The organism is Mesorhizobium sp. M0207, assembly GCF_040321995.1.
In the GTDB taxonomy this organism is placed as follows: domain Bacteria; phylum Pseudomonadota; class Alphaproteobacteria; order Rhizobiales; family Rhizobiaceae; genus Mesorhizobium.
In genome coordinates this window covers 42,299-62,120 of record NZ_JAMYSQ010000027.1, presented here as the reverse complement: position 1 = coordinate 62,120, position 19,822 = coordinate 42,299, and the positions used below count along the sequence as shown (strand labels likewise).

Annotated in this window: 20 protein-coding genes and 4 pseudogenes; 8 read left to right on the top strand and 16 right to left on the bottom strand. The window is 60.6% G+C overall.

The window, feature by feature from the left end; genetic code table 11:
• Window positions 1-41 precede the first annotated feature (41 nt).
• Complete coding sequence (gene istB / locus NKJ15_RS27240; RefSeq protein ID WP_352818817.1) at window positions 42-818, bottom strand: IS21-like element helper ATPase IstB; 777 nt, start codon at window positions 816-818, stop codon at window positions 42-44.
• 16 nt (window positions 819-834) lie between these two features.
• Window positions 835-2,386, bottom strand: a pseudogene (istA, locus tag NKJ15_RS27235) (IS21 family transposase).
• Between the two features lie 188 nt (window positions 2,387-2,574).
• Between istA and NKJ15_RS27230 the strand changes: the two are divergent.
• On the top strand, window positions 2,575-3,396 hold the full coding sequence (locus NKJ15_RS27230; protein WP_352542495.1) for a LuxR C-terminal-related transcriptional regulator: 822 nt from the start codon (window positions 2,575-2,577) through the stop codon (window positions 3,394-3,396).
• A 205-nt stretch (window positions 3,397-3,601) separates the two neighbouring features.
• On the opposite strand, the gene NKJ15_RS27225 is transcribed toward NKJ15_RS27230, so the two are convergent.
• From NKJ15_RS27225 to NKJ15_RS27195, 6 genes and pseudogenes are all read right to left on the bottom strand, one after another.
• Window positions 3,602-4,357, bottom strand: coding sequence for a LuxR C-terminal-related transcriptional regulator (locus tag NKJ15_RS27225; protein WP_352818814.1), 756 nt, complete (start codon window positions 4,355-4,357; stop codon window positions 3,602-3,604).
• A 727-nt stretch (window positions 4,358-5,084) separates the two neighbouring features.
• Entirely contained in the window at window positions 5,085-5,741 is a 657-nt protein-coding gene (locus NKJ15_RS27220) for a Crp/Fnr family transcriptional regulator (RefSeq protein ID WP_352473800.1), read from the bottom strand.
• A 586-nt stretch (window positions 5,742-6,327) separates the two neighbouring features.
• Window positions 6,328-7,002, bottom strand: coding sequence for a protein-L-isoaspartate(D-aspartate) O-methyltransferase (locus NKJ15_RS27215; RefSeq protein WP_352818851.1), 675 nt, complete (start codon window positions 7,000-7,002; stop codon window positions 6,328-6,330).
• 710 nt (window positions 7,003-7,712) lie between these two features.
• Window positions 7,713-8,471: pseudogene (locus tag NKJ15_RS27205) on the bottom strand (tyrosine-type recombinase/integrase); the annotation flags it as partial.
• A 151-nt stretch (window positions 8,472-8,622) separates the two neighbouring features.
• A complete protein-coding gene (locus NKJ15_RS27200) occupies window positions 8,623-9,306 on the bottom strand; it encodes an RES family NAD+ phosphorylase (protein WP_352818812.1) in 684 nt (227 codons plus the stop codon).
• Entirely contained in the window at window positions 9,299-10,084 is a 786-nt protein-coding gene (locus NKJ15_RS27195) for a hypothetical protein (RefSeq protein ID WP_352818810.1), read from the bottom strand. Before NKJ15_RS27195 ends, NKJ15_RS27200 begins: the two co-directional genes overlap by 8 nt.
• Here NKJ15_RS27195 and NKJ15_RS27190 point away from each other — a divergent pair.
• The 3 genes from NKJ15_RS27190 to NKJ15_RS27180 all read left to right on the top strand — a co-directional run bounded on the left by NKJ15_RS27190 (window position 10,059) and on the right by NKJ15_RS27180 (window position 11,626).
• The gene (locus NKJ15_RS27190) at window positions 10,059-10,208 is read left to right on the top strand and encodes a DUF1612 domain-containing protein (protein ID WP_352502796.1); all 150 of its coding nucleotides are present in this window, start codon (window positions 10,059-10,061) and stop codon (window positions 10,206-10,208) included. The genes NKJ15_RS27195 and NKJ15_RS27190 overlap by 26 nt on opposite strands.
• On the top strand, window positions 10,168-10,716 hold the full coding sequence (locus NKJ15_RS27185) for a DUF1612 domain-containing protein (protein ID WP_352818848.1): 549 nt from the start codon (window positions 10,168-10,170) through the stop codon (window positions 10,714-10,716). Before NKJ15_RS27190 ends, NKJ15_RS27185 begins: the two co-directional genes overlap by 41 nt.
• Window positions 10,717-11,428: 712 nt before the next feature.
• Entirely contained in the window at window positions 11,429-11,626 is a 198-nt protein-coding gene (locus NKJ15_RS27180) for a hypothetical protein (RefSeq protein WP_352818807.1), read from the top strand.
• Between the two features lie 13 nt (window positions 11,627-11,639).
• Here NKJ15_RS27180 and NKJ15_RS27175 read toward each other — a convergent pair.
• The 6 genes and pseudogenes from NKJ15_RS27175 to NKJ15_RS27150 all read right to left on the bottom strand — a co-directional run.
• Window positions 11,640-11,795, bottom strand: a pseudogene (locus NKJ15_RS27175) (hypothetical protein); the annotation flags it as partial.
• A 137-nt stretch (window positions 11,796-11,932) separates the two neighbouring features.
• The gene (locus tag NKJ15_RS27170) at window positions 11,933-12,304 is read right to left on the bottom strand and encodes a hypothetical protein (RefSeq protein ID WP_352818805.1); all 372 of its coding nucleotides are present in this window, start codon (window positions 12,302-12,304) and stop codon (window positions 11,933-11,935) included.
• Window positions 12,253-12,774: a PAS domain-containing protein gene (locus NKJ15_RS27165; RefSeq protein WP_352818802.1), complete on the bottom strand. Its 522-nt coding sequence runs from the start codon at window positions 12,772-12,774 to the stop codon at window positions 12,253-12,255. The genes NKJ15_RS27170 and NKJ15_RS27165 overlap by 52 nt, the downstream gene beginning before the upstream one ends.
• A 25-nt stretch (window positions 12,775-12,799) precedes the next feature.
• Window positions 12,800-13,567, bottom strand: coding sequence for an ATPase domain-containing protein (locus NKJ15_RS27160; RefSeq protein ID WP_352818800.1), 768 nt, complete (start codon window positions 13,565-13,567; stop codon window positions 12,800-12,802).
• Window positions 13,548-13,820 (bottom strand): BrnA antitoxin family protein, encoded by a 273-nt coding sequence (locus NKJ15_RS27155; RefSeq protein ID WP_352474883.1) that lies wholly within the window; start codon window positions 13,818-13,820, stop codon window positions 13,548-13,550. Before NKJ15_RS27155 ends, NKJ15_RS27160 begins: the two co-directional genes overlap by 20 nt.
• On the bottom strand, window positions 13,804-14,106 hold the full coding sequence (locus NKJ15_RS27150) for a BrnT family toxin (RefSeq protein WP_352818797.1): 303 nt from the start codon (window positions 14,104-14,106) through the stop codon (window positions 13,804-13,806). The genes NKJ15_RS27155 and NKJ15_RS27150 overlap by 17 nt, the downstream gene beginning before the upstream one ends.
• 337 nt (window positions 14,107-14,443) lie before the next feature.
• Here NKJ15_RS27150 and NKJ15_RS27145 point away from each other — a divergent pair.
• From NKJ15_RS27145 to NKJ15_RS27130, 4 genes and pseudogenes are all read left to right on the top strand, one after another.
• Window positions 14,444-15,415: pseudogene (locus NKJ15_RS27145) on the top strand (ParB N-terminal domain-containing protein); the annotation flags it as partial.
• A 59-nt stretch (window positions 15,416-15,474) separates the two neighbouring features.
• Complete coding sequence (locus tag NKJ15_RS27140) at window positions 15,475-15,651, top strand: helix-turn-helix domain-containing protein (protein WP_352541829.1); 177 nt, start codon at window positions 15,475-15,477, stop codon at window positions 15,649-15,651.
• 668 nt (window positions 15,652-16,319) lie between these two features.
• Complete coding sequence (locus NKJ15_RS27135; protein ID WP_352474894.1) at window positions 16,320-17,312, top strand: LacI family DNA-binding transcriptional regulator; 993 nt, start codon at window positions 16,320-16,322, stop codon at window positions 17,310-17,312.
• Between the two features lie 44 nt (window positions 17,313-17,356).
• A complete protein-coding gene (locus NKJ15_RS27130) occupies window positions 17,357-17,770 on the top strand; it encodes a heme-binding protein (RefSeq protein WP_352818795.1) in 414 nt (137 codons plus the stop codon).
• Window positions 17,771-17,810: 40 nt separating this feature from the next.
• Here NKJ15_RS27130 and NKJ15_RS27125 read toward each other — a convergent pair whose 3' ends face one another.
• Both NKJ15_RS27125 and NKJ15_RS27120 read right to left on the bottom strand, forming a co-directional pair.
• Entirely contained in the window at window positions 17,811-18,842 is a 1,032-nt protein-coding gene (locus tag NKJ15_RS27125; RefSeq protein WP_352818792.1) for an L-idonate 5-dehydrogenase, read from the bottom strand.
• 15 nt (window positions 18,843-18,857) lie between these two features.
• Entirely contained in the window at window positions 18,858-19,778 is a 921-nt protein-coding gene (locus tag NKJ15_RS27120; protein WP_352818846.1) for a 2-hydroxyacid dehydrogenase, read from the bottom strand.
• Window positions 19,779-19,822 lie beyond the last annotated feature (44 nt).

The window sequence follows — 19,822 nt, the reverse complement described above, 5'->3', positions numbered from 1 at the left end:
GGACAGCTGGATGTGGTCGGCCCTCGGTTGCCTGGTTGAACTCATTTGCGATTGATTTCGCCGTTTTCGGCGTCGGTCAAGAGCGGCGGTGGTTTCTGTTTTCTCATGCTGTCGCCTTCGAGGGTGACGCGATGGGCGTTGTGGACGATCCGGTCGAGAATGGCGTCGGCGATTGTCGGCTCGCCGATCATGGCATGCCACTGGGCGATTGGCAGTTGCGCGGTGATCAGCGTCGATTTCCGGCGGTAGCGTTCCTCGAAGATTTCCAGCAGATCGAGACGCGGCTGGTCGGTCAGGCTGTGGGTGCCCCAGTCGTCAAGGATGAGCAGTTGCACCCGAGCCAGCTTGTCGATGAGACGGGGAAAGCGGCCGTCCAGACGCGCCAGGGCGAGATCCTCAAACAGACGTGGCATGCGCAGGTAGAGCACGGAATGATCGAGCCGGGCGGCCTGACGTCCGAAGGCGCAGGCCAGCCAAGTCTTTCCGGTGCCGGTCTGCCCGGTGATGATGAGGTTCTCATGCGCCTTCAGCCAGGCGCCATGGGCGAGCGATAGCGTATTGCGCCGGTCGAGCCCGCGATGTGCGGCGAAGTCGATGTTCTCGATGCAGGCATCGGCAAAGCGCAGCCTGGCAACGGCGAGATGGTTGGTCACACGCTTGTCGGCACGCCTGGCGGCTTCACGATCGAGCATCAGGCCAAGCCACTCGTCGCGACTGAGATCGTCGGCGTTGCTCTGGTCGGCCAGGTCCCGATAGGCGGCGGCCATTCCGCCAAGGCCGAGAGCCTGCATCTGGTCGAGGGTTGGATGTGTCAGCATGGTTGGTTTCCTTCCTTCATTGATAATAGGAGCCGCCGCGGATGTTGGTGTGCGATGGCGTGGGCTTGACCGGCTCGGCCGCGGGCGGCACGCGGTCGAGGCCGGATTTGAGGATGGCGTTGACGGAGGAGTAGGTGATCGCATTGATGGTCAGCGCCCGCGCGCAGGCCGCCTCGAGCCGATCCCGCTCGTAGCGACGGGCCAGCGAGAGGATGCCAAACGCGGAGCGGTATCCCTGCTCGGGATGGGGACGGTCGCGCATCATCCGCTCGACCAGGATGGCGGTGTTGGCGCCGATCCCGGCTGCCTGCCGGATCAGGTTCGCCGGCGTCGTGTTGGCATAGCGCTGATGCGCCTTGGGCATGTGCTCGTTGACGGTGACATGGCCGCAGCGCTGCGAGCGGCGGACATGGCTGGCGACGCGCTTGTGATCATGGAAGAGCTCGACCACCCGATGGGTGAGCCGCACATCCACGCGCCGCCCGATCAGCGCGTGCGGCACCGAGTAGAAGGTCCTGTCGATCTCGACATGGTAGTCGGGATGCACCTTCGCCGATTTCCACTCCGCATATTCGAACGGCGCCGGCGGCAATGGCGACAGGGCCGTTCGTTCGATCTCCTCGAACAGCTCGCGGCGGCTTTTGCCAACGTGGCGCATGGGGCGATTGTTCAAATCCTCCAGCAACCCCGCGATTGCGGCGTTGAGATCGCCGAGACTGAAGAAGCGCCGGTTGCGCAGCCGGGCCAGGACCCAGCGCTCGACGATCAGCACCGCGCCCCTCGACCTTGCCCTTGTCGAGCGGCTTGCGGCTGCGGGTCGGCAGGATCGTCGTGTCGTAATGTTCGGCCATGGCGGCGAAGGTCTGGTTGAGCGTCGGCTCGAACCACAGCGCCTTGGCGACGCCGGCCTTCAGATTGTCGCAGACGATCGCCTTCGTTACCCCGCCGAAGAAGGCGAGTGCCCGGCACTGGCCCTCGATCCAGTCCGGCAGCTTCTGGCTGAAGCTGGCATGGGCGAAGGTGAAGGACGAGGCGCCCAGCACCGCAACGAAGATCTGAGCCTGGTAGATGACGCCAGTATCGGGATCAACGACGGGCACGGTGTGGCCCGCATAGTCGGTCTGCATCACTGCGCCCGCCTCGTGGCGGTTGCGGAACGTTGCGCTCGCCCGGCGCTGGAAAGCGCCGAACCGGTCGCAAAACCACGTGTAGCCATAACCATCGGGATGCGCCGCACGGTTTTCCTGCCACAACAGCGTCAGCGTCACGCCCTTGGGCTTCAACTCGCGCGCGATCATCGCCCAATCGGGCTCGTCCATATCCTGCGGCGGACGGCCAACCCGGCGAAACAGAAGCCTCTCAAGCGATACGTCATTGTCACAGCCCGGCGGAAGCGGCCAGTCCGAGATGCCAGCCTCACGCGCCCGCAACAGACAGGTCGAAACCGAAGTCTTGCTGATCTTCAGCCGTTCCGACACCGCACGCACCGAGAGGCCTTGCTCATGCGTCAGGCGCAGGATTGATCGTAGGTCTTTCACTGTCGTTCGTCTCGCTTGCTTTGAAACCACGAGCTCGGGTTCTTGACCAAAAGCCCCAGGTTGAAGATTCGGGATACGCCTCGATGATGCTGCCCTACGCCTAAAGAGGGTATTTTGGTGTACGGCTTTCCTGGCGTAAGGTTAAAAAAGAAAACTGTACGGTTGGCGCATGGAGCACCTAATCGACGCGTGTAACCAATCGCGCCGGGTGAGAAGCGATGATGACAAGGCAATCTTTCGTAACCGTGCTTGTCGGGCCAAGCGAGTTACTTCGAGAAGGTGTTAGTCGAATCCTGAATGAAGAAGATTTTCGCGTTCTTTTCTCTACGGTTTCTGTTAACGATCTTCTGCAAAAGCCGTTACCGCATCACCGGTCGATCTTGCTAATCATAGATATCGGCGGTGCTGATGCGGAAGCTGAATTCGCGCAGATTGCTGAGTTTAAGGCGATTTACCCAGCCAGCCATGTCGTTGCGCTAGCTGATCACTGTCGCACGACCGATATAGTCTCAGCCTTTCGTGCGGGGGCTGACGGGTATCTGACAAAGATCGCTGCTTACGACACCTTCATCAAAGCCCTCGAATTGGTTATGGTTGGGCAAACGGTACTACCTGCGGAAACTTCGATGATTATTCAAGATATAAGGCAAGGTTCGAAAGATGAACCGATAGCTTATGAGTTACCAAAGGTGGAAAGTAAAGTGGAGAGTAGCGATCAAGAACTGGTAATTTTGTCGAATCGCGAAAACTGTATTCTGTGCCGCTTGATCCAAGGGGAGTCAAACAAAGCGATCGCGCGCCAAATCAACATTGCCGAAGCTACGGTGAAGGTACACGTCAAAGCCATACTTAGAAAGATTCGAGTCCGCAACCGAACACAGGCTGCAGTTTGGGCGATGAATCATGGTATGCTTACTCCACCGACTGGCAACGGCGCGCCGGGGAACGATACGGTGGTACCTCAGGAATCTCACCATCGGCATGATCTACTTGAAGCAAAAAATGCATACCTCGTTTTCGACAATCGTCCTCCTATCTGACCTGCGACAGAGCTTCGTTTTGGCTGGTGCATTCACTTTCCGAAGCCTCGTTCCCGATCAAGGGCCAGCACAAGATTTTCGATACGATCGAGGTCTGGCTAGACAGCAGTTCAGCTGCCGATTCCGCCCTTGGACGTTCAGCAATAGAATGCGGCTGCGGGACTCACGCAAGTTGGGAAGTGTTACGCTTGGGCGCTTGGGCTCACTACTCAGCCAGAGTTCCTTCTGCGAGAAGGTCGTTGACCTTGCAGGCGACTTCCGTGCGGTTGGTCGCCTTTAGTTTCTTCATGATATTGCGGATGTGGACCTTCACCGTGCTTTCGCGCAAATTCAGTTCGTGGGCGATCATCTTGTTCGCCTTGCCGCGCCGGAGCGCTTGCGCAACCTCGGCCTGCCTAAGCGTGAACATGCCTGCCAAAGGCTGCGTGTCGCGGCTGCCCGAATCTATCAGGTGCCGCATAGCAATGACACTGCTCGCCGGCACGAAGATGCCTCCCGCTGCCGCAAGGTTGATGGCCTCGACGCAGACATTGATTGCAACAGAGGTCGGAATGTAACCGCGTGCACCGCATTCGAGAGCGGTCAGTATCTGGGCAAGGTCTTCGGTGTCGGCCAGGACGACCACAGGGACTGATTTGAACTCGCCCGAAATATGCCTGATCTCGTCAGCGATGCCACGATCGGTGACCTTCCGACTGCCAAGGTTGAAGAGTATGGCTGCAAGGGGAGGGGCCGATCTCTTTCTGACGCGCCATTCCTCGACGGACGCCAAGGCGGCGACATCCATGCCGAGTTCGTGGTCCACGAGAGCCGATGCGAGACACTCGCGGTCCAGAGCCCTTCCGTCCAAGATGAGGAGGCATTCCCTGCCTGTCTGCCCTTGGTCGATTCCCGGCCCGCCGGACGGAACTTCTGACTGACTGGCCGAATTACAATTGTGCAGTCCTGCCGTGGCACCCATGTCAATACTCCCTCTTTCCCACACAAGCCGTCTTGCGCTGGCCGACATGATTTCCGCATTCTCTCGCAGTGAAAGTTTGGTACTGCGCGTTTTGAAGGGTCGAGACTCGATTACCCCATTTGCGTCGTTGTCAGTTCCCCAACCCCCAGTGATACCCAGCGTGGGGTAAGTGTAGGGGTTATTTATAAGCAGTCTCTAACATAGATTGCTTTTTTGGTAATTTTCAGGGAACCGATGCCAAGCTGGACCCAAAGGGCTGGATTCTGTGCGAAAGGCGCATGCATTGGACACCCAGCCATCTTCAGCCCAGCAGACAGCCGAATCTGGATCAGCGTGTGCCTCCGACATTTCATCGGCAGACCAGAACCGCCGAAAGTGCCGTTGACATTGTCGGGGGACAGTGCTGGCAGCATTGGCTCCCCACTTTAATCGAGCAGGCCTTGGTAAGCGGCCCTCTGCGCATAATTTGGCAGCACGTCGCACTCGCGCGATAGGCCGAGTTGCCGCGGCCACGATGATCTCCCTTGTCACACTTGGTCAGCACGAACGGGTTGCGTTCCGCTCGGCCCAACCGTCGACCGCCTCGAGCCGGATACCGCTGTCGTCGAGACGTCAGGCGTCCTGCGCACGACCAGCCCTCCATAAATGTCGTCTCGAACTGTTCCGGCGACGGAACGACCGTTTTCATTTTGGCGTCCATGCGCTGGCGTTCAAAGAGAGATAGCCGCTACCTGAGGTACTCGCTGTCGAATCCGGCTGTTTCGACCAGCTTCTTGCGGTTGATCACCTCTACATGGCCTGACTTGAAAGAGACGAGATCGGCCTTGCGGAGCTCCCTTAACGTTCGGTTGACGTGAACCGTGGTCATTCCGAGGATGTCGGCCAGTTCATGCTGGGCAAGAGGACACTCATATCTTCCATCAACCGACAGCTCAACCATGGAGAGCCTCTCTTCCAACTCGAGCAGGAAATGGGCGGTACGCCTCATCGCGTTCCGCCGCCCGGTATTTATCAGATGTTCGGCAAGGATGGCGTTCAGGCGCGCCAGCGAGGAGGCGATCTTCTTCCCGATTCGGCCGTCCGACAGGATCGCCTCGACCAGTTCCTTACTGGAAATTTCATAGACAGCTAGTTCGGTTATGGACGCCAGCGACGCAAGACGGGGTCCGTCCAATCCACGGTAACCGACAACGTCCCCCTTGAGGGGAGTGTCTATGATCTGCCGCTCTCCGTCTGGCAGCGCGTGATAAAGTATAGCCCAACCCGATTTTACAATGAATATCTCACCGTTGTCGTCTTCCTGGCGGCATATCACCGAATGGGGTTTATAGGTTTTTGCGGTAACACCGAGAAAATCGTTGTTCCCCCACTCGTCCTTCGACAACGTTCCCCCTATGGGATGCGAGCACATGAACTCCAATAGTGTCTGCATGAAGAATCGGCGAGTTTGATTTTATTTCCATACGACTACAATAGTTTCTCCCGGATAAAGTCGGCCGAACGACCTCTTACCGTAGGGGAGGGGTGGCCTAATGTCCTCGTCTGTTTGAATGAGGTAAACTGCGTTTAGATCAAGGTGTTGCAAGCATCAGGTGGTTAAGTCTCCCCGCTTGAGCGAGACGATCCACGGCAAGGCCTGCAGAAGTGTGGTATCGAGGGCCGTATGGCGGGCCTCCTCGACGCGCGTGTCGTCGTGCATAATGACAGATGTCGCGGAATCATTTTGCACCTCGGTCGTGAGGAAATCCCGCGGACAGGCATTCGCCCGCAGGCGAGGCCGCCGAAGACTGCGCTTCCTCAGCAGACTATGCTGGCGCCGTATGTCGCAGTTAACTCAGGCCACGCTGCGGATAAGCGTGCCACAAGTCTGCGACGTGTTGTTTCTCGCGTTCACAAAGGGCGAAGAAACGCGGAAGGCTGGCATCTGATTGACGGTGGAAAAGCGCGGTCGCGTTAGTTGTCGCACCTCACTAGACGGTTTCGAGCCGGCCGAACCGAACCGGGATGAGTTTCCGGGTCTCGAGCTGCCCTGCCGCATCCTTGTCGATGACAGTCAGAAACTGTGCTTCTTTAGATCCCAAAGGCAGAACCAGCCGTCCCCCCGGCTTGAGTTGCTTCAGAAAAGCCGGCGGTGTCTGCTCAGCCGCCGCCGTGACCAGGATCTTGTCGAATGGGGCGTGCTCGGGCCAGCCGCGAGACCCGTCTCCGACACGAATGCCGACATTGGATAAGCCTAGCTCCTGCAGGAGAGCCTCCGCACGGCTTACGAATTCCTCGATGATTTCTACGCTCCAAACCTGCCCGGCGAGTTCCGCGAGGATTGCGGTTTGATAGCCCAGGCCAGTGCCGATCTCGAGGACCGCCTCGTGCGGTTGGGGAGCGAGGAGATCGGTCATGAGAGCGACGATGAATGGCTGCGAGACGGTTTTATCGAAGCCGATCGGCAGCGGCATGTCCTGGTAGGCATAAGGTGCAACCGAGGCTGGCACGAAGCGATGCCGCGGCACTCGCCGCATCGCCGCCGTCACCCGCTCATCGAGCGCTGCCTTGCCGAGTTCTTCGCTTGCAAGGTCGGTATGGATTGCAATCATCTCGACCATGTGCCTGCGTATGACCGCAAGGTGCTCTTCGTTCATTGGCTTCATGACGGTGGGGCCTTCCTCAACCAGCTTGCTGCCGGTGAGCATTATATCCTGTTCGTCACGGTAGCGCCCGCCATCGTTTCCATTACGGGTGCCCACGGCAAGCGTGGGTGACCGTCTTGGCAGGCTATCGCCGGCGGCGACCCTGGAGATTCTGGGCGCTATATCGCATAGCGGCGTGTCCCACATACGGCTATCTCGCGCATCAGCTTCGCCAGCACCGGCCGGGAGGGCGAGGCGCCGGAGCCGTGCTCCTGGTGGGCGAGGCGGCAGCCAGCCGCCTTGACCTCGTCGGGCGTCGGTCGCCCGATCCTCCGTCGAGACGCGGGGATCGCCAATGGGCGGCCGATCGAGAGAACTGGACGTTGTGCGTGCATTTGGCCGGTTTCGGGGGCGACATTGTCGATCTGAGGACGGCGCAAGGCCAGGCCGACGCCCAGTTCGAAGATATGGCTTGTGCCTGGATGGATTTTCTCGTCGATGGCAAACGGCCGCCGTCATGGAGCATCCACGACCGCTTGGTTGCTGAAGGCAAGTTCGGCATTCTCGTGCCCAGCTTCGCCCCAGGTGCCGGCACATCCGATCAGAACCTCGTGCTATGGAGCTGGGGCGAGGGGCTCCCGCACCAGGTCAAGGTGATCGATCCGGAAGGCCGGCTGCCTCGGAACCAATTGTCTGGAGCTAACGCCGCAAGGGTCGGATCGAATTGCGACTCAGGCGATTATCCGCGCCGCCCGCGAGCGTGCGTTCCGCGTCATTGTAATAGTTTGAGGCCTGCTGCGCGGAGCGATGCTGCGACTGCTGCATGGCTTCGGGCAGCGGAATACCGCGGCGTGCGATTTCGGTGAGATAGCCGGAGCGCAAGCTGTGGGCGGAGAAGGCTTCCGGATCGAGCGCCCGGCCTCGGCGGTGCGCCGCTTCAGGATCAGATTGACGGCCTGCGGCGTCAGGACGCGCGCTTCGAGATTGCCCCAGTGGTCGATGCCGCCAAACACGACGCGGTCGCTGATCCTGGCGCGTTCCAGCCAGCACAGGCCGGCCGACGAGCAGCACGAAAGCGTCGCTGTCGGCTTGCGTCGTCTCTGTGCGGCCGAGCCGTATCGACAGGCACGGCAATTTATCGCCGCCGGGAGCGTTGGGATCGGCCGGAACCGGGTCTTCGTCGACCAGCTGTTCGACGCGAAGAGCAGAAATTTCGCTGCGACGCCGGCCGCTGCAGGCGAAGGCCGTGATGAGAATCGCGCGATCCCCGACGTCGACGAGACGGTCACCGGCGCATGTTTCAAGAGGGCGGCCAGAATATCGGCGGTCACAGCGTTCCTGCTCTTGCGGCCGCGGACGGGCCTGGCGCGCACCGCCAGTTTGATCGCGCTCTGCAGGCCCCGGGGCTGCAAAATTTCCGCGCAAACCGCGCCATTGAATCACGTCGAACAGCTCGACAGCCGCCAGCGCACGGTGCACGGCGCATACGGACGGCTTTTACCCGCAACCGTCCCTCCGCCTTCGGCGCGGCCATGACCGCAACGGCACACTCTGATCAGACGGTTGCCGGAAGGCGCGGCTGGGGAGGTCAGCGACTACCTCGTTGTGCCCCCAGAATTGCCATGATCTCCTGTCCCGCCATCAGAAGCTGATGCCTACGATCTTTACGCCGATACGATCGGCGAGTTCGAGCAATTCGGAATAGACGTCAGAATTCCCGGTCAAATCGAGCGACACGCCGGACTGCACCAACGTCCTTGCCGGAATTCGATCGCCAAACAGCATCACGGCGAGAGCCCGGTCGTCCTGCCGAGAAATCCAGCAAAGTCCCTGGATATCTGGGCATTGTACGTGAATGGCTTCAGCCCAGGGGCGTGTTGCTGGGTAGCGGTCCTTCTCGGTGTCGATGATCTGGCTGCGCTTGATGCCGAGTTTCCTCAGCGCTGTGACGCTCAGATCAGCCAAGACCAATTCGCCCTGCGGCGCCACCTGCGAATAGACTTGATCCGCCAGTTTCCCCTTGTCGTAGGTCTTCAGGCCCGGCGCGAATGGCACATCGTGGAAGACGGTTTCCATCGCCGCGCAGTCAAAGGTCGTGCCGCCGTACAGAGTTGGGATATTGGCCCCAGTTGCATTCTTGATCGGGCTGAAACGGGCATTGCCTTTCAGGCCTGGATTGAACTCGACGCCGGCATAGAGATTCAAATGGATACGATGGATAACTTGGTCCGCCGGCCATATCGTTCGGGTGATGATATCCTGCAAATCGTGCGATGGAACGGGAACTGGAATCCCAGGTCCCCGTCCAATCTTTGATTTAGCCATGGAGTGCGCCTACCAACTCATCCTCGGCGGCTGCAAGAACGCGCTCGGGTTGCGCAGGGAGCACATCTTGCGGACGCTTGCCCCCAAGGAAGCTATTGACCGATGCAAACCAATAGGCGAGCCCCCAGTCGTCTTTTTTCTCGTGTAAGACGCTCAGAACCTTAGCGAGCGTTTTGATAGGCCGATATCCAGCGGCGGAATCCAGAGCATACCCAGGGAAATAGTCTACGCCCCGATGCCGAACTGCAAAGATCTGGCCTTCTTTCTTCCACTTGTTTGGCTGCGCACTCAGGTTGCTTGTGCTGAACCCAGCCATTTTGGCGATTTGGGGAGCGGTCAGCCAATCGCCGCTCTCCAGCACTGCCTTTCTCGCCTCGGCCGTCATCCGCGCCTCGACAAGCATGTACTGCGGGGGCGGCACCTGAGGGACCAGGGCCTCGATTATTAAGGTAATGGCTTCACGTTGACGACTCATCAGGATGGTACGGACCAGAGGCGCGATGCTGACGACCGTGTCCGCAAGGGCGCGAACTGCGGGTTCACTCCCATGCTCGAACGTTAGCGCTATGACTTGCTCCGCAGTCAGCCGATCAAGTTGGTCACCAACCTCCTTCGGAGTTCCGGTGAGCGCGCCAAATCCCGATAGCTCAAAGGTGTCATTGGTATGTGCCATAATATTCCACTCCGCTGGGTTGGTGAGGATGATTACATATATAGCACGATAACCGATCTCATCAAGTGCTGTTGCTGCGATGCTCTCGGACGCCTGGGAAGACATCAGTCCACTCCAGCATCAACCCTGGCTCGGCACCCTTCTAGTCGCTCGCATGCTGCGGCAGCGCCGCAAGACCGCGGCCCCACCTGCTGGCGCTCAACAGCGGCCTGCACGTTATCGGCCGTGAGCGCCGGCGTCACCGTGACCGGACCACACGCCTGCTGGCATTTGTCGACGCCTTTACTGAAGCCACCGCGCTCGGCCTAAAGGAACATGACCGGCCGGCGTTGGCGCGGGAACAGATGCTGCGCCGCACCAGGAGCCGGCGCGGCAACTCGAAGCTGCCTCCGCATAATCCATTCCAGCAAATCCGCATCGAGCGTTGCGTGCCTCCCGCCGTGCAGGTAAGTGCCCCACCACTGTCCATCATGCATCACTCTTGCAGCAAACATCCTGCGTCGATCATGCGGAGACGCCGAATGCTTGCGCGAGAAGGCTGGAGCCGCGGATCTGCACTCTACGTGGACACATCACAGCTCCGGGCAAAGCGGCCTATGGATCAAAACTTACGTGGAAACGTGCCCCACCAAACTTTGTCTGGCAAACGCATGTCGGCCCTGCCGATTTCGTTGCGAGGGGCGAGGCTGGATCGCGCGCACTCGGTCTTCATCGCGTGTTTTCGAAAGAGTTCGTGAGAAGGCAACGGGTCAAGTAGTTCAGTGTTCGATCTGGGGGAATTGAAGCTGCTCGGCCTCGATCCGACAGGCAATCGATTACGGCCCAGGGGTGACTACGATAAACCTCATTCCCGTTAATCTCCGGCCCCTGTTTCGAGGCAAGAGAATCGCACGCGCGGCCTCGTCGAGGAATTCCGCACGTATGGGCATGTATGGGGCCCTGTCGAGCCGCGACATCTACTTAATGTCTACTTTAGACAGTCGCCGCGAGCATAATTTTTGATAACAGGTCAGGGTCGCGGGATGCCGAGCCGCTTGAAATACCGAGTTGTGCGGGTGCTCGCGATCGTCCCGCCTCAACCGCGCAAGTGCGCCATCATCGCCGGCGAGCGCCATAGCCAAACCGGGAGCGCTTATTCTCGACGGAGCACCGGGCATCGTCTGGTTGTGAAGACGGTGCTTGATCACCAGCCGCCTGAGTGTGTCGTCGCTTGCGTTGTAGTCGTGCCTGAACAGATCAATGACCCTCTGGACCGTGATCGCCTCTGCCCGTGGCAGGTCGAGCGGCCGAAGCCGTTCGCCTGTTTCTGGCGCTGTTTTGACAGGAGTGCATTGGTCATTCGGCCCATAGCGCTATTCTGCGGCCCGCCGTTTCGCCCGACATCAGGGAACGATATCGCCCCCCATGTATTAGAAACCCATGGACACTATGGAACCCCACGGCCACGGGATGGCGGCCGATATTTTGACATCGGAAGTTGCCAATGCCAGGCAGCGCATCCACCGGACCGAGCTCGCGCTTCAACGTACTGAAGAGATGCTGGCCGAAAATCTCGCGCTGTGCAGCAGGATACGAACTGCGGTCGAGGCCGCAGACCGCTTGATGGAGATCGATCCCCCCAGCTTTGAACGACATCACGTGGGTTGAACTGGGCCGGCGTTCATTCGTCGCGACCTTGCGGCACCCTGCCGCAAGAGCTTGCCCTGTTGGCATCACAGCGTGAGCAAACATTGGAACAATGCACGCTGGTCCCTTTGCCCACCTGGCTATCGATGCGGATGTGCCCGCCGGACTGTTTGACGAAGCCGTAGACTCGGCTGAGTCCGAGCCCTGTTCCCTCGCCATTGCTTTTTGTCGTGAAGAAGGGCTCGAAGACCTAGGCGAGAACTTGCTTGTCCATGCCGTGGCCGGTGTCGCTCAGCGTCAAGCGAACGAACAACGCCGCCAATCCTTTCAGATCAGATCGTCAGGCGCGTCACTCGTCTCGATCGTGAACCTGCCGTAGTCTGTCATTGCATGCCTGGCGTTGACCGCCAGGTTGAGAATGGCGACGTCGAGCTGATTGGCGTCGATGAGAACCGGACCGAGCGCTGGATCGAGATGACGCTCGATCCTGATGTCGCGGCCGAAGGTCCGCTCCAGCAGAGCGGTGAGCGATCCAATATGTTGGTTGAGATCGACCTTTTCGGGCTCCAGGAACTGACGCCGGGAGAAGGCGAGCAACTGCTGCGTCAGCGCGCCGCCATTTCGCGTGCGCTTCAGCATCTCCTCGATCAGCGTACCGATTTTCGGATCGGCGGGATTCTCCGCAAGCTGCTTTGCCAACTGCCGGAGGCCGGATTCGAAGAGGCGATCAGATTGTTGAAGCCATGAACGATGCCGGCTGCGATGCGACCGATGGCTTCGAGTTTTTGCGACTGCAACTGGCGTTCTTCCTGCGCGGGGCGCGCGGACACGTCGCGAAGGCTGGCGAGCAGGGCAGGTTTGCCATCCCAGGTCACCTCGACGACGCGCATCTCGACCTCGGCCGCCTTGCTGCCCGGACGGGCCACGGTGATTTCTGCGGTTTCTCCCGAGACGACGGGCCGCCCGAGGGGAACATGAAGAAGCTCTTCGAGCGGATGCCCGAAAATGCGGGCCGCGGCCGGATTCGCGTAGAGAACCGCTCCCGAAAGATCGACGACGAGGACACCGTCGGCCGTGTTCTCGATCAGGAGACGGAAACTGAGCTGGCTGATGCTGGTCAGCTGCGGATCATCGGTCAGGTCGGAAATTTCCGCCGCGCTCCGCGTCATCGTTCTGGCCTCCTCACAGGTATGACTATGACGAATCGTTCGTCGCGGAACCGCCGAAGACATCCGGCGCGCCCTCTATCGGCTGGCCGAGATGCATTCCGCCGCCATCGATCGTGAAGCGTCTGATCTGCTTGTCGTGTTCGCTGCCGCGCATCTTCAGCACCATGAGGCCGCGATACATGAACTGTGCTTTCTGAATGTAGCGCAAAAGGATGAAGGAGTCGGTCAGCGTCGAGATGTGCTGTTCGCTCGCCGAATGGCCGCCGACCAGCGACTTGTCCGTGGCGGTGCAAAGTCCAGCGATTTCCCGTTTCTTGACGAAGGATGTGAGGCTGATCAGGAACTCGCGAAAGCCGGTCTCCGGCGCAATGCGTTCGAGCGCGGAAAGGCTGTCGATGGCAAGCCGATCCGGTTTGAATTCCTCGACCAATTGACGGATCATCAGCAGATGGTCGGGAAGGCTTTGCGCCTCCGGATAGAGACAGACGACCTTGAGCCCGCCTTCCGCTTCCATCGTCTCGAAATCGACACCCCAACTGCGCGCGTTGCGAATGAGCTGACCGCGGCTTTCTTCGTAGCCAACCAGTAAGGAGCGTTCGCCGGCCGCGACGCCACCGGCCAGGAAATTGGTCACCAGCAGCGTCTTGCCGGTGCCGGTCGCGCCGCTGACCAGCGTAACGCTGTCGCGGAAGAAGCCCCCGCTCGTCATCCTGTCAAGATCGGCATTGCCGCTCGTTATCGGGAGAGGTAGAGGCGGCTTAAGGCCGGCCTCCTTAGCCTCGAGAGGCGTCAATTTTCTCGGACAGCCAGGTCTTGATAAGGGACTGATAGGGCACGTCGCGCTTGTTCGCCGCGACCTTGATCCGTTCGAGCAGGCTATTGGGCAGCCGCAACGAGATCGAGGTCGACGACGGCTTGAGGTTGGGCAGGCGGACCCGCTCTGCCTTGCTCCAATCGACATGCTCACTGGAGTCGTTGGACTCCCAGAAGGCGCGCTCCTCGGCCTCCGATGCAAAGGTCGGAACCGGCTTAGCTGTCTTGGTCATAGTAGCCTCGCTCCTTGCGGCTCATATCCCGGGCGGAAATCACCCGGATCTTGGTCTCCTTGTCCCGAAGCGTGAAGGTGATGTGCAGCAGCCTTCCATCATCGGTGCGCCCGAGAGCATGAATTCGTTGCTCGATGGCGCTGTGCTTTGCGTAGGGAACGGTCAGCAACGGCTCGTTGAAGAACACCTGTTCCGCCTCGGCCTGGCTGACGTCGTGCTTGTCGATGCTCTTGCGGGCATTGCCCGCATCCCAGTCGAAGCCGGCAATCCGTTCCCATTCGATCATCGATGTATATTGCCATAATATACGCCGATTTCAAGCTCCGTCAGGCGTGAGCGCTCCGCCCAGCAGATTTGGACAGCATAGGGAGAGGAAATGGAGGCAAGGAAAACCCCCTCGCTGATCGGCCAGACCGGTGGCGCTGACGCTCAACCGCCAGCCTCGCAATCCCGGCCGCGTCGTCCGGCGCAGGGCTGAAAGCCCCGCTTGTCCTGCCGGGCAGGGATGCTCACCAGGCAGTTGCACCGGCCCGCCGGCTCCGCGGGCAGGGGGATGTCTTCGAAAGGAAGACGAGAAAGGACCGGTGAAAGGCCGCGTCTGCAACCCTCCAAGGAGAATTCCTATGGAACTGAAATTCGTTGATCCGCGCTCGCTCAAGGACAATCCCGACAAGGCGCGCCGTTCCAAGTCCAGCCCGCAGGCCGACGCGCTGCTGCTGGCGACGATCAAGGCTGTTGGCATCGTGCAGCCGCCCGTCGTCGCCGCAGAAACCGATGGCGGCAACGGCTTCGTCATCGACGAGGGCCACCGTCGCGTCAAGCAGGCGATTACCGCCGGCCTCGAGGAAGTCGCCGTTATCGTCGTTCCCTGCGCCGAGGATGGCGGCGCCATGCGTTCGCTGGTCACCACGATCGCGCATGAGCAGCTTAACCCCGTTGACCAGTGGCGCGCCATCGAGCGTCTCGTGGCGCTCGGCTGGACCGAAGAGGCGATCGGCATCGCGCTCGCCCAGTCGGTGCGCCAGATCAAGAAGCTGCGCCTGCTCGCCAATGTGCTGCCGGCGATGCTGGATCATATGGCCAAGGGCGACATGCCCGACGAGCGCCAGCTCCGCACCATCGCGGCCGCCTCGCTCGAGGAGCAGAAGGAGGTCTGGAAGGCACATAAGCCGACCAAGGGCGATCCCCAGGTCTCGTGGTGGGCTGTCGCCAACGGCCTCGCCAAGACCCGCATGTATGCGCGCGACGCCAGCTTCGGCGACGATCTGCGAGAGGCCTATGGCATCGCCTGGGTCGAGGATCTGTTCGCCCCGGCCGACCAGGACAGCCGCTACACCACCGACGTGGACGCCTTCCTGGGGGCCTAGCAGGAGTGGATGACGCAGAACCTGCCCAAGAAGGGCGTCATCGTCGAGACCAACAATTGGGGCGAGGTGAAGCTGCCGCCCAAGGCCGAACGCGTCTACAGTACGCCCAAGAAGTCGGACCACACAGCGATGTATCTTGACCGCGACGGCAAGGTGAAGACGGTCCACTTCCGCATGCCCAAGGCCAGGAAGCCCAAGGGCAAGGGTGCGGAAGACGCCGGCGGCTCGCGGCGGTGCTCGAAGGTTCGCCCATGCCGCCCAGGCTTTCTCCGCGACAGGCCGAGATCATGATGCTGGTCAACAAAGGCATGACCAACAAACAGATCGCCAAGGATCTCGATATCTCGCCGGCGACGGTGAAGACCTTGCTCGAACGGCTGTTCCGGATTTCGAAGGCGAAGAACCGGATCGCCCTGATTCATTGGTGGCAGGGGACAGATCAGCCCAATGTGTTCGACGGCTGAGCATGGTGCGCCGGCTGCTCGGATAATTCGGCAGATAGGCTTCGTTATGCCCACGGGATCCTGGTCGGCGGGGTCATCGCCGCCGCCGTCGGCAACGATCTGGTGCTGGCGCATTCCCATGATCCGCTCAAGACGGCCTAACCTAAGTCCTGATCCTCACTGGCGGACCGGCGATCTATCTGCTCGGGAGCGCCAACTACATGAAGGCGGTCTATCGTGTGGTGCCGGCATCCCAATGGCGGGCGTTCCTGCCCTGCTGCTCCTGATCCCGTCGCCTACACCGTCGACTTGCTCGCTATGGGCTGGCTGACAGAGCTGGCGCACCCACGCCCGGCAGGCATCGAAGAAACGGTGTCCGGTCCTGTCGGGCGGACCTCATTCGGCAATCGTCGTCGGCAGGAGAGCCAAAGTGTGATCGCGGCCCAAACCGGTGCTCATGACCATGTTGACGCTTGGGCCGTATGTGGCTGTTGTCTTTTGATATGGTATCGATAACATGCCTTGCGTGAAGTTGATTCCAACGGGTGGTTCATGAGCGATGCCGGACGCCGCAGAGAGCTTGTGCCCGAGTGTCCAGCGTTTTGCTTGGGCACATCGCTGCCGGCTGGTGGAGCGGCATGATGGCCAAGGCCGCCTCATCGAGACCGGGCGAGAGCCACGCCCCGACGATGGTCGACGTGGCGCGGCGGGCAGGTGTGTCCACCATGACGGTTTCACGCGCCCTGAAAGAGGGCAGCCTCGTTTCCAAGGCGACGCGGGAAAAGATCATGGTCGCGGTCAACGACCTCGGCTACGTGCTCGACCAATCGGCCGGCAGCCTGTCCTCGCGCAAGACTGGATTTGTTGCCGCGATGGTTCCATCACTCAACAATTCCAACTTCGCCGATACGGCGCGCGGCATAACGGATGAACTGGAGAGCACGGGACTCCAGCTTCTGCTCGGCTACACCGACTATACGGTCGAGAAGGAGGAAAAGCTGATCGAAGCGATGCTCCGTCGGCGGCCCGAAGGCATCATTCTGACCGGCGGCGCCCATACGGAGCGCGCCCGCCGGCTTCTTAAAAACGCGGGCATCCCTGTAGTCGAAACCTGGGAGTTGCCGGCGAAACCCATCGATCAGGTGGTCGGATTCTCCAATGAAGAGGCGATGGGACTTCTCGTCAAGACGCTGGCCAGAAAAGGCTACAATAAATTCGGTTACATCGGTGGCACGACCTCGCGCGACACGCGCGGCAGCCAACGGCGCGAAGGCTTTGTCAGAGCCATTGAGGAGCTCGGCCTGCCAACCGGGCGCCTCGTTTCCTTTGGCGTGCCGCCAATATCCATCGAGCAGGGAGGCCAGGCCGTCGTCAGCATGCTGGAGCGCTGGCCGGACACGCAAGCCGTACTCTGCGTTTCGGACCTTTCGGCCTTCGGCGCACTGATGGAATGCAAGCGCCGGGGCATGCGGATCCCGCAGGACATCGCCATTGCCGGCTTCGGCGACTACGAGGTAGCCGCCTTTTGCCATCCCGGCATCACCACCGTGAATGTCGACTGCTACGGCATCGGGCAACAGGCCGCCCGCAGATTGATCCAGGTGATCCGAGGCGACGAGAAACGACACGGCGAAGAAATCGTCCTCACAAGCTATCGCGTCGTCGAGCGCGAAAGCACCTGAGTTCCTGCATCGATTCAAACGCAGCGAAGGGCAGCCCAGCAGCGATGTTTCGCGAGACCATCACCCTCACGCATGACGGTGCTTTGAAAGCCGTTGCAGCCGGAGCAGCGCGCGCCGTCACGATGGGCGTGCCGCAATGTCTCGTGGTCGTCGATGCGAGCGGCGAAGTCCTCGCCAGCCTGCGCATGGATGGCGCGCGGTTCCTCAGCATGCGTACGGCGCAGGCGAAGGCGTGCACCCGCGGCGTCAATAAACGCCGCTACTGGCGGCATGGCGTTCGAAGTGGCGCTCTCAGCCGGTATCGCATCGCAGGGCGACGTGACCAATTTGCCCGGGGGCTTGCCGATCCGCTTCGGCAGACGCCTTGCGGGCGGCATCGGCGTCGGGTCGGAACCGGCGAGCAGGATTTCGATGTGGCACACGCCGCCTTGGCGGCGGTTGGCGCCGACGTGATTTAATGCGATGTGCCGATGCGCCTCCAGCGCAACCGAAGGATCTTCAGAACGCTATCTGAACCTTCATGGATTTGTTTCGGTCACCAGCGATGTCGAAAGCCGCGACCGCCTCGTCGAGAGCATAGATGCCTGTCAGTAGCGGTTTGACATCCACCCGGCGGCGATTGATCAGGTCGACGGCGAGCGCAAACTCCTCGTGGAAACGGAAAGTGCCCCGCATCTCGATCTCTTTCGCGACGATGAGGTTCTGCGGGATTGACAGATCGCCGCCGAGACCGAGCTGCACGAGCACGCCGCGTGGCTTCAGGACATCGAGCCCTGCACGCACCGCGCGTTCATTGCCGGAGGCCTCGAACATCATGTCGAAACTACCCTTGTCGACATTATAGGCGGCGAGCTCTTCGCTGTTTGTCGCGACGTTGATAGTGCGATCGGCGCCGATCTCCAGGGCCTTCGCCAGCACGCCCTCCATGACATCGGTGGCGACGATTTCGCGCGCACCGTGGGCTCGTGCGGCGAGGATGCAAAGCGCGCCGATCGGCCCGCAGCCGGTGACCAGAACCCGCTTGCCAAGCAGCGAGCCGGCGCGGTTCATGGCATGCAGGGTAACCGCGAAGGGCTCCGCAAACGCGGCTTCGTGGATGGAGATGTGGTCGGCTATTCTGTGGCACTGCCACGCCTCGGCGACCAGGCGCTGGCGGAAGGCGCCCTGGATGTGCGGCATCGGCATGGCGCTGCCATAGAAGCGCATGTCGAGGCACTGGTTCTGCATGCCTTGCAGGCAGTAGCGACAGGCATTGCAGGGCCGGCTGGGCGAGATCGCCACGCGATCGCCCACCGCAAGTGTGGAGATGCCGTCGCCGAGGGCCCGCACCGTGCCCGCAACCTCGTGGCCAAGAATCATGGGTTCACGAAGGCGGATCGCGCCGAAGCCGCCATGGTTGTAATAATGCAGGTCCGAGCCGCAGATGCCGCCAGCCTCGACCGCGATCTCGACCTGTCCGGCGCCAGGGGAGCCCGGATCGGTCTCCTCGATCCGCAGGTCTTTTGCCGCGTGGATGACGATCGACTTCATTGATGTGATCCCTTCTCAGACGACCGGTGTCAGCAAGGTCTGTCCGCCGAAATGGGCCGCGAGATTATCGCGAACGAGCTGACCCATGGCCTTGCGGGTCTCCACCGTGCCGCTGGCGTGGTGCGGTTGCAGCACGATGTTGGTAAGCTTCAGGAAGCGCTCGTCGATGGTTGGCTCGTTCCAGAACACGTCGAGCCCGGCACCCTTGATGGCACTGGATTCCAGGGCCGCGAGCAACGCGGTCTCGTCGATCGTGCTGCCGCGCGAAATATTTATGACGATACCGTCTGCTCCGAGCGCTGCCAGGATCGACGCATTAATGATGTGTTTTGTGCTTTCGCCGCCGGCGAGCGTTACGATCAGAAATTCGCTGTCGCGCGCCAGTTCGACCAGATCGCCGACAAAAGCATAAGGAAGATCGTCGCGCTTGCGGTTGTCGAAATAGGAAATCGTGCAGTCGAATGCAGCGGCGCGCTTCGCCACCGCCGCACCGACGCGGCCCATGCCGACAATGCCCAGCCTTTTTCCACAGACACGCGTGACCAGCCCCATATTGCCCTTGCGCCAGCTTCCATCGCGTACGTAGGCGTCGGCCTGCGGGATTTTTCGCGCCACGGCGAGCAGCAGCCCGATGCCGATATCGGCTACGTCCCCGGTCAGCACATCTGGTGTATTGGTGACACGAATGCCGTTCGCCCTGGCATAGGCAAGGTCGATGGCGTCGGTGCCCACGCCGTAGCAGGAAACGATCTCGAGCTGCGGCAGCTTTCCCATCAGCGCAGCACTTGCGCCAAGCTCGCCGCGCGTAGCGATGGCGCGGATCGCGCCGGCGTGGCTTGAGAGCAACGCGTCCTTGTCCTCGGACTGCCAAAGTTTGTGGACGCGATACTTCGCCTCAAGATCTGCCATGTCCCAATCCGGATAGGGACCTGTCATCAAAATGTCGGTCACGGCATCATCTCCTGTGCGAGTCCATTTTT

Bases quoted from the DNA above. Each gene is read 5' to 3' on its own strand.
- istB (WP_352818817.1), bottom strand. From the start codon at position 818: ATGCTGACACATCCAACCCTCGACCAGATGCAGGCTCTCGGCCTTGGC.
- NKJ15_RS27230 (WP_352542495.1), top strand. From the start codon at position 2,575: ATGATGACAAGGCAATCTTTCGTAACCGTGCTTGTCGGGCCAAGCGAG.
- NKJ15_RS27225 (WP_352818814.1), bottom strand. From the start codon at position 4,357: ATGGGTGCCACGGCAGGACTGCACAATTGTAATTCGGCCAGTCAGTCA.
- NKJ15_RS27215 (WP_352818851.1), bottom strand. From the start codon at position 7,002: ATGAAGCCAATGAACGAAGAGCACCTTGCGGTCATACGCAGGCACATG.
- NKJ15_RS27200 (WP_352818812.1), bottom strand. From the start codon at position 9,306: ATGGCTAAATCAAAGATTGGACGGGGACCTGGGATTCCAGTTCCCGTT.
- NKJ15_RS27190 (WP_352502796.1), top strand. From the start codon at position 10,059: ATGCTCTCGGACGCCTGGGAAGACATCAGTCCACTCCAGCATCAACCC.
- NKJ15_RS27195 (WP_352818810.1), bottom strand. From the start codon at position 10,084: ATGTCTTCCCAGGCGTCCGAGAGCATCGCAGCAACAGCACTTGATGAG.
- NKJ15_RS27180 (WP_352818807.1), top strand. From the start codon at position 11,429: ATGGCGGCCGATATTTTGACATCGGAAGTTGCCAATGCCAGGCAGCGC.
- NKJ15_RS27165 (WP_352818802.1), bottom strand. From the start codon at position 12,774: ATGACGCGGAGCGCGGCGGAAATTTCCGACCTGACCGATGATCCGCAG.
- NKJ15_RS27155 (WP_352474883.1), bottom strand. From the start codon at position 13,820: ATGACCAAGACAGCTAAGCCGGTTCCGACCTTTGCATCGGAGGCCGAG.
- NKJ15_RS27150 (WP_352818797.1), bottom strand. From the start codon at position 14,106: ATGATCGAATGGGAACGGATTGCCGGCTTCGACTGGGATGCGGGCAAT.
- NKJ15_RS27140 (WP_352541829.1), top strand. From the start codon at position 15,475: ATGATGCTGGTCAACAAAGGCATGACCAACAAACAGATCGCCAAGGAT.
- NKJ15_RS27135 (WP_352474894.1), top strand. From the start codon at position 16,320: ATGGTCGACGTGGCGCGGCGGGCAGGTGTGTCCACCATGACGGTTTCA.
- NKJ15_RS27130 (WP_352818795.1), top strand. From the start codon at position 17,357: ATGTTTCGCGAGACCATCACCCTCACGCATGACGGTGCTTTGAAAGCC.
- NKJ15_RS27125 (WP_352818792.1), bottom strand. From the start codon at position 18,842: ATGAAGTCGATCGTCATCCACGCGGCAAAAGACCTGCGGATCGAGGAG.
- NKJ15_RS27120 (WP_352818846.1), bottom strand. From the start codon at position 19,778: ATGACAGGTCCCTATCCGGATTGGGACATGGCAGATCTTGAGGCGAAG.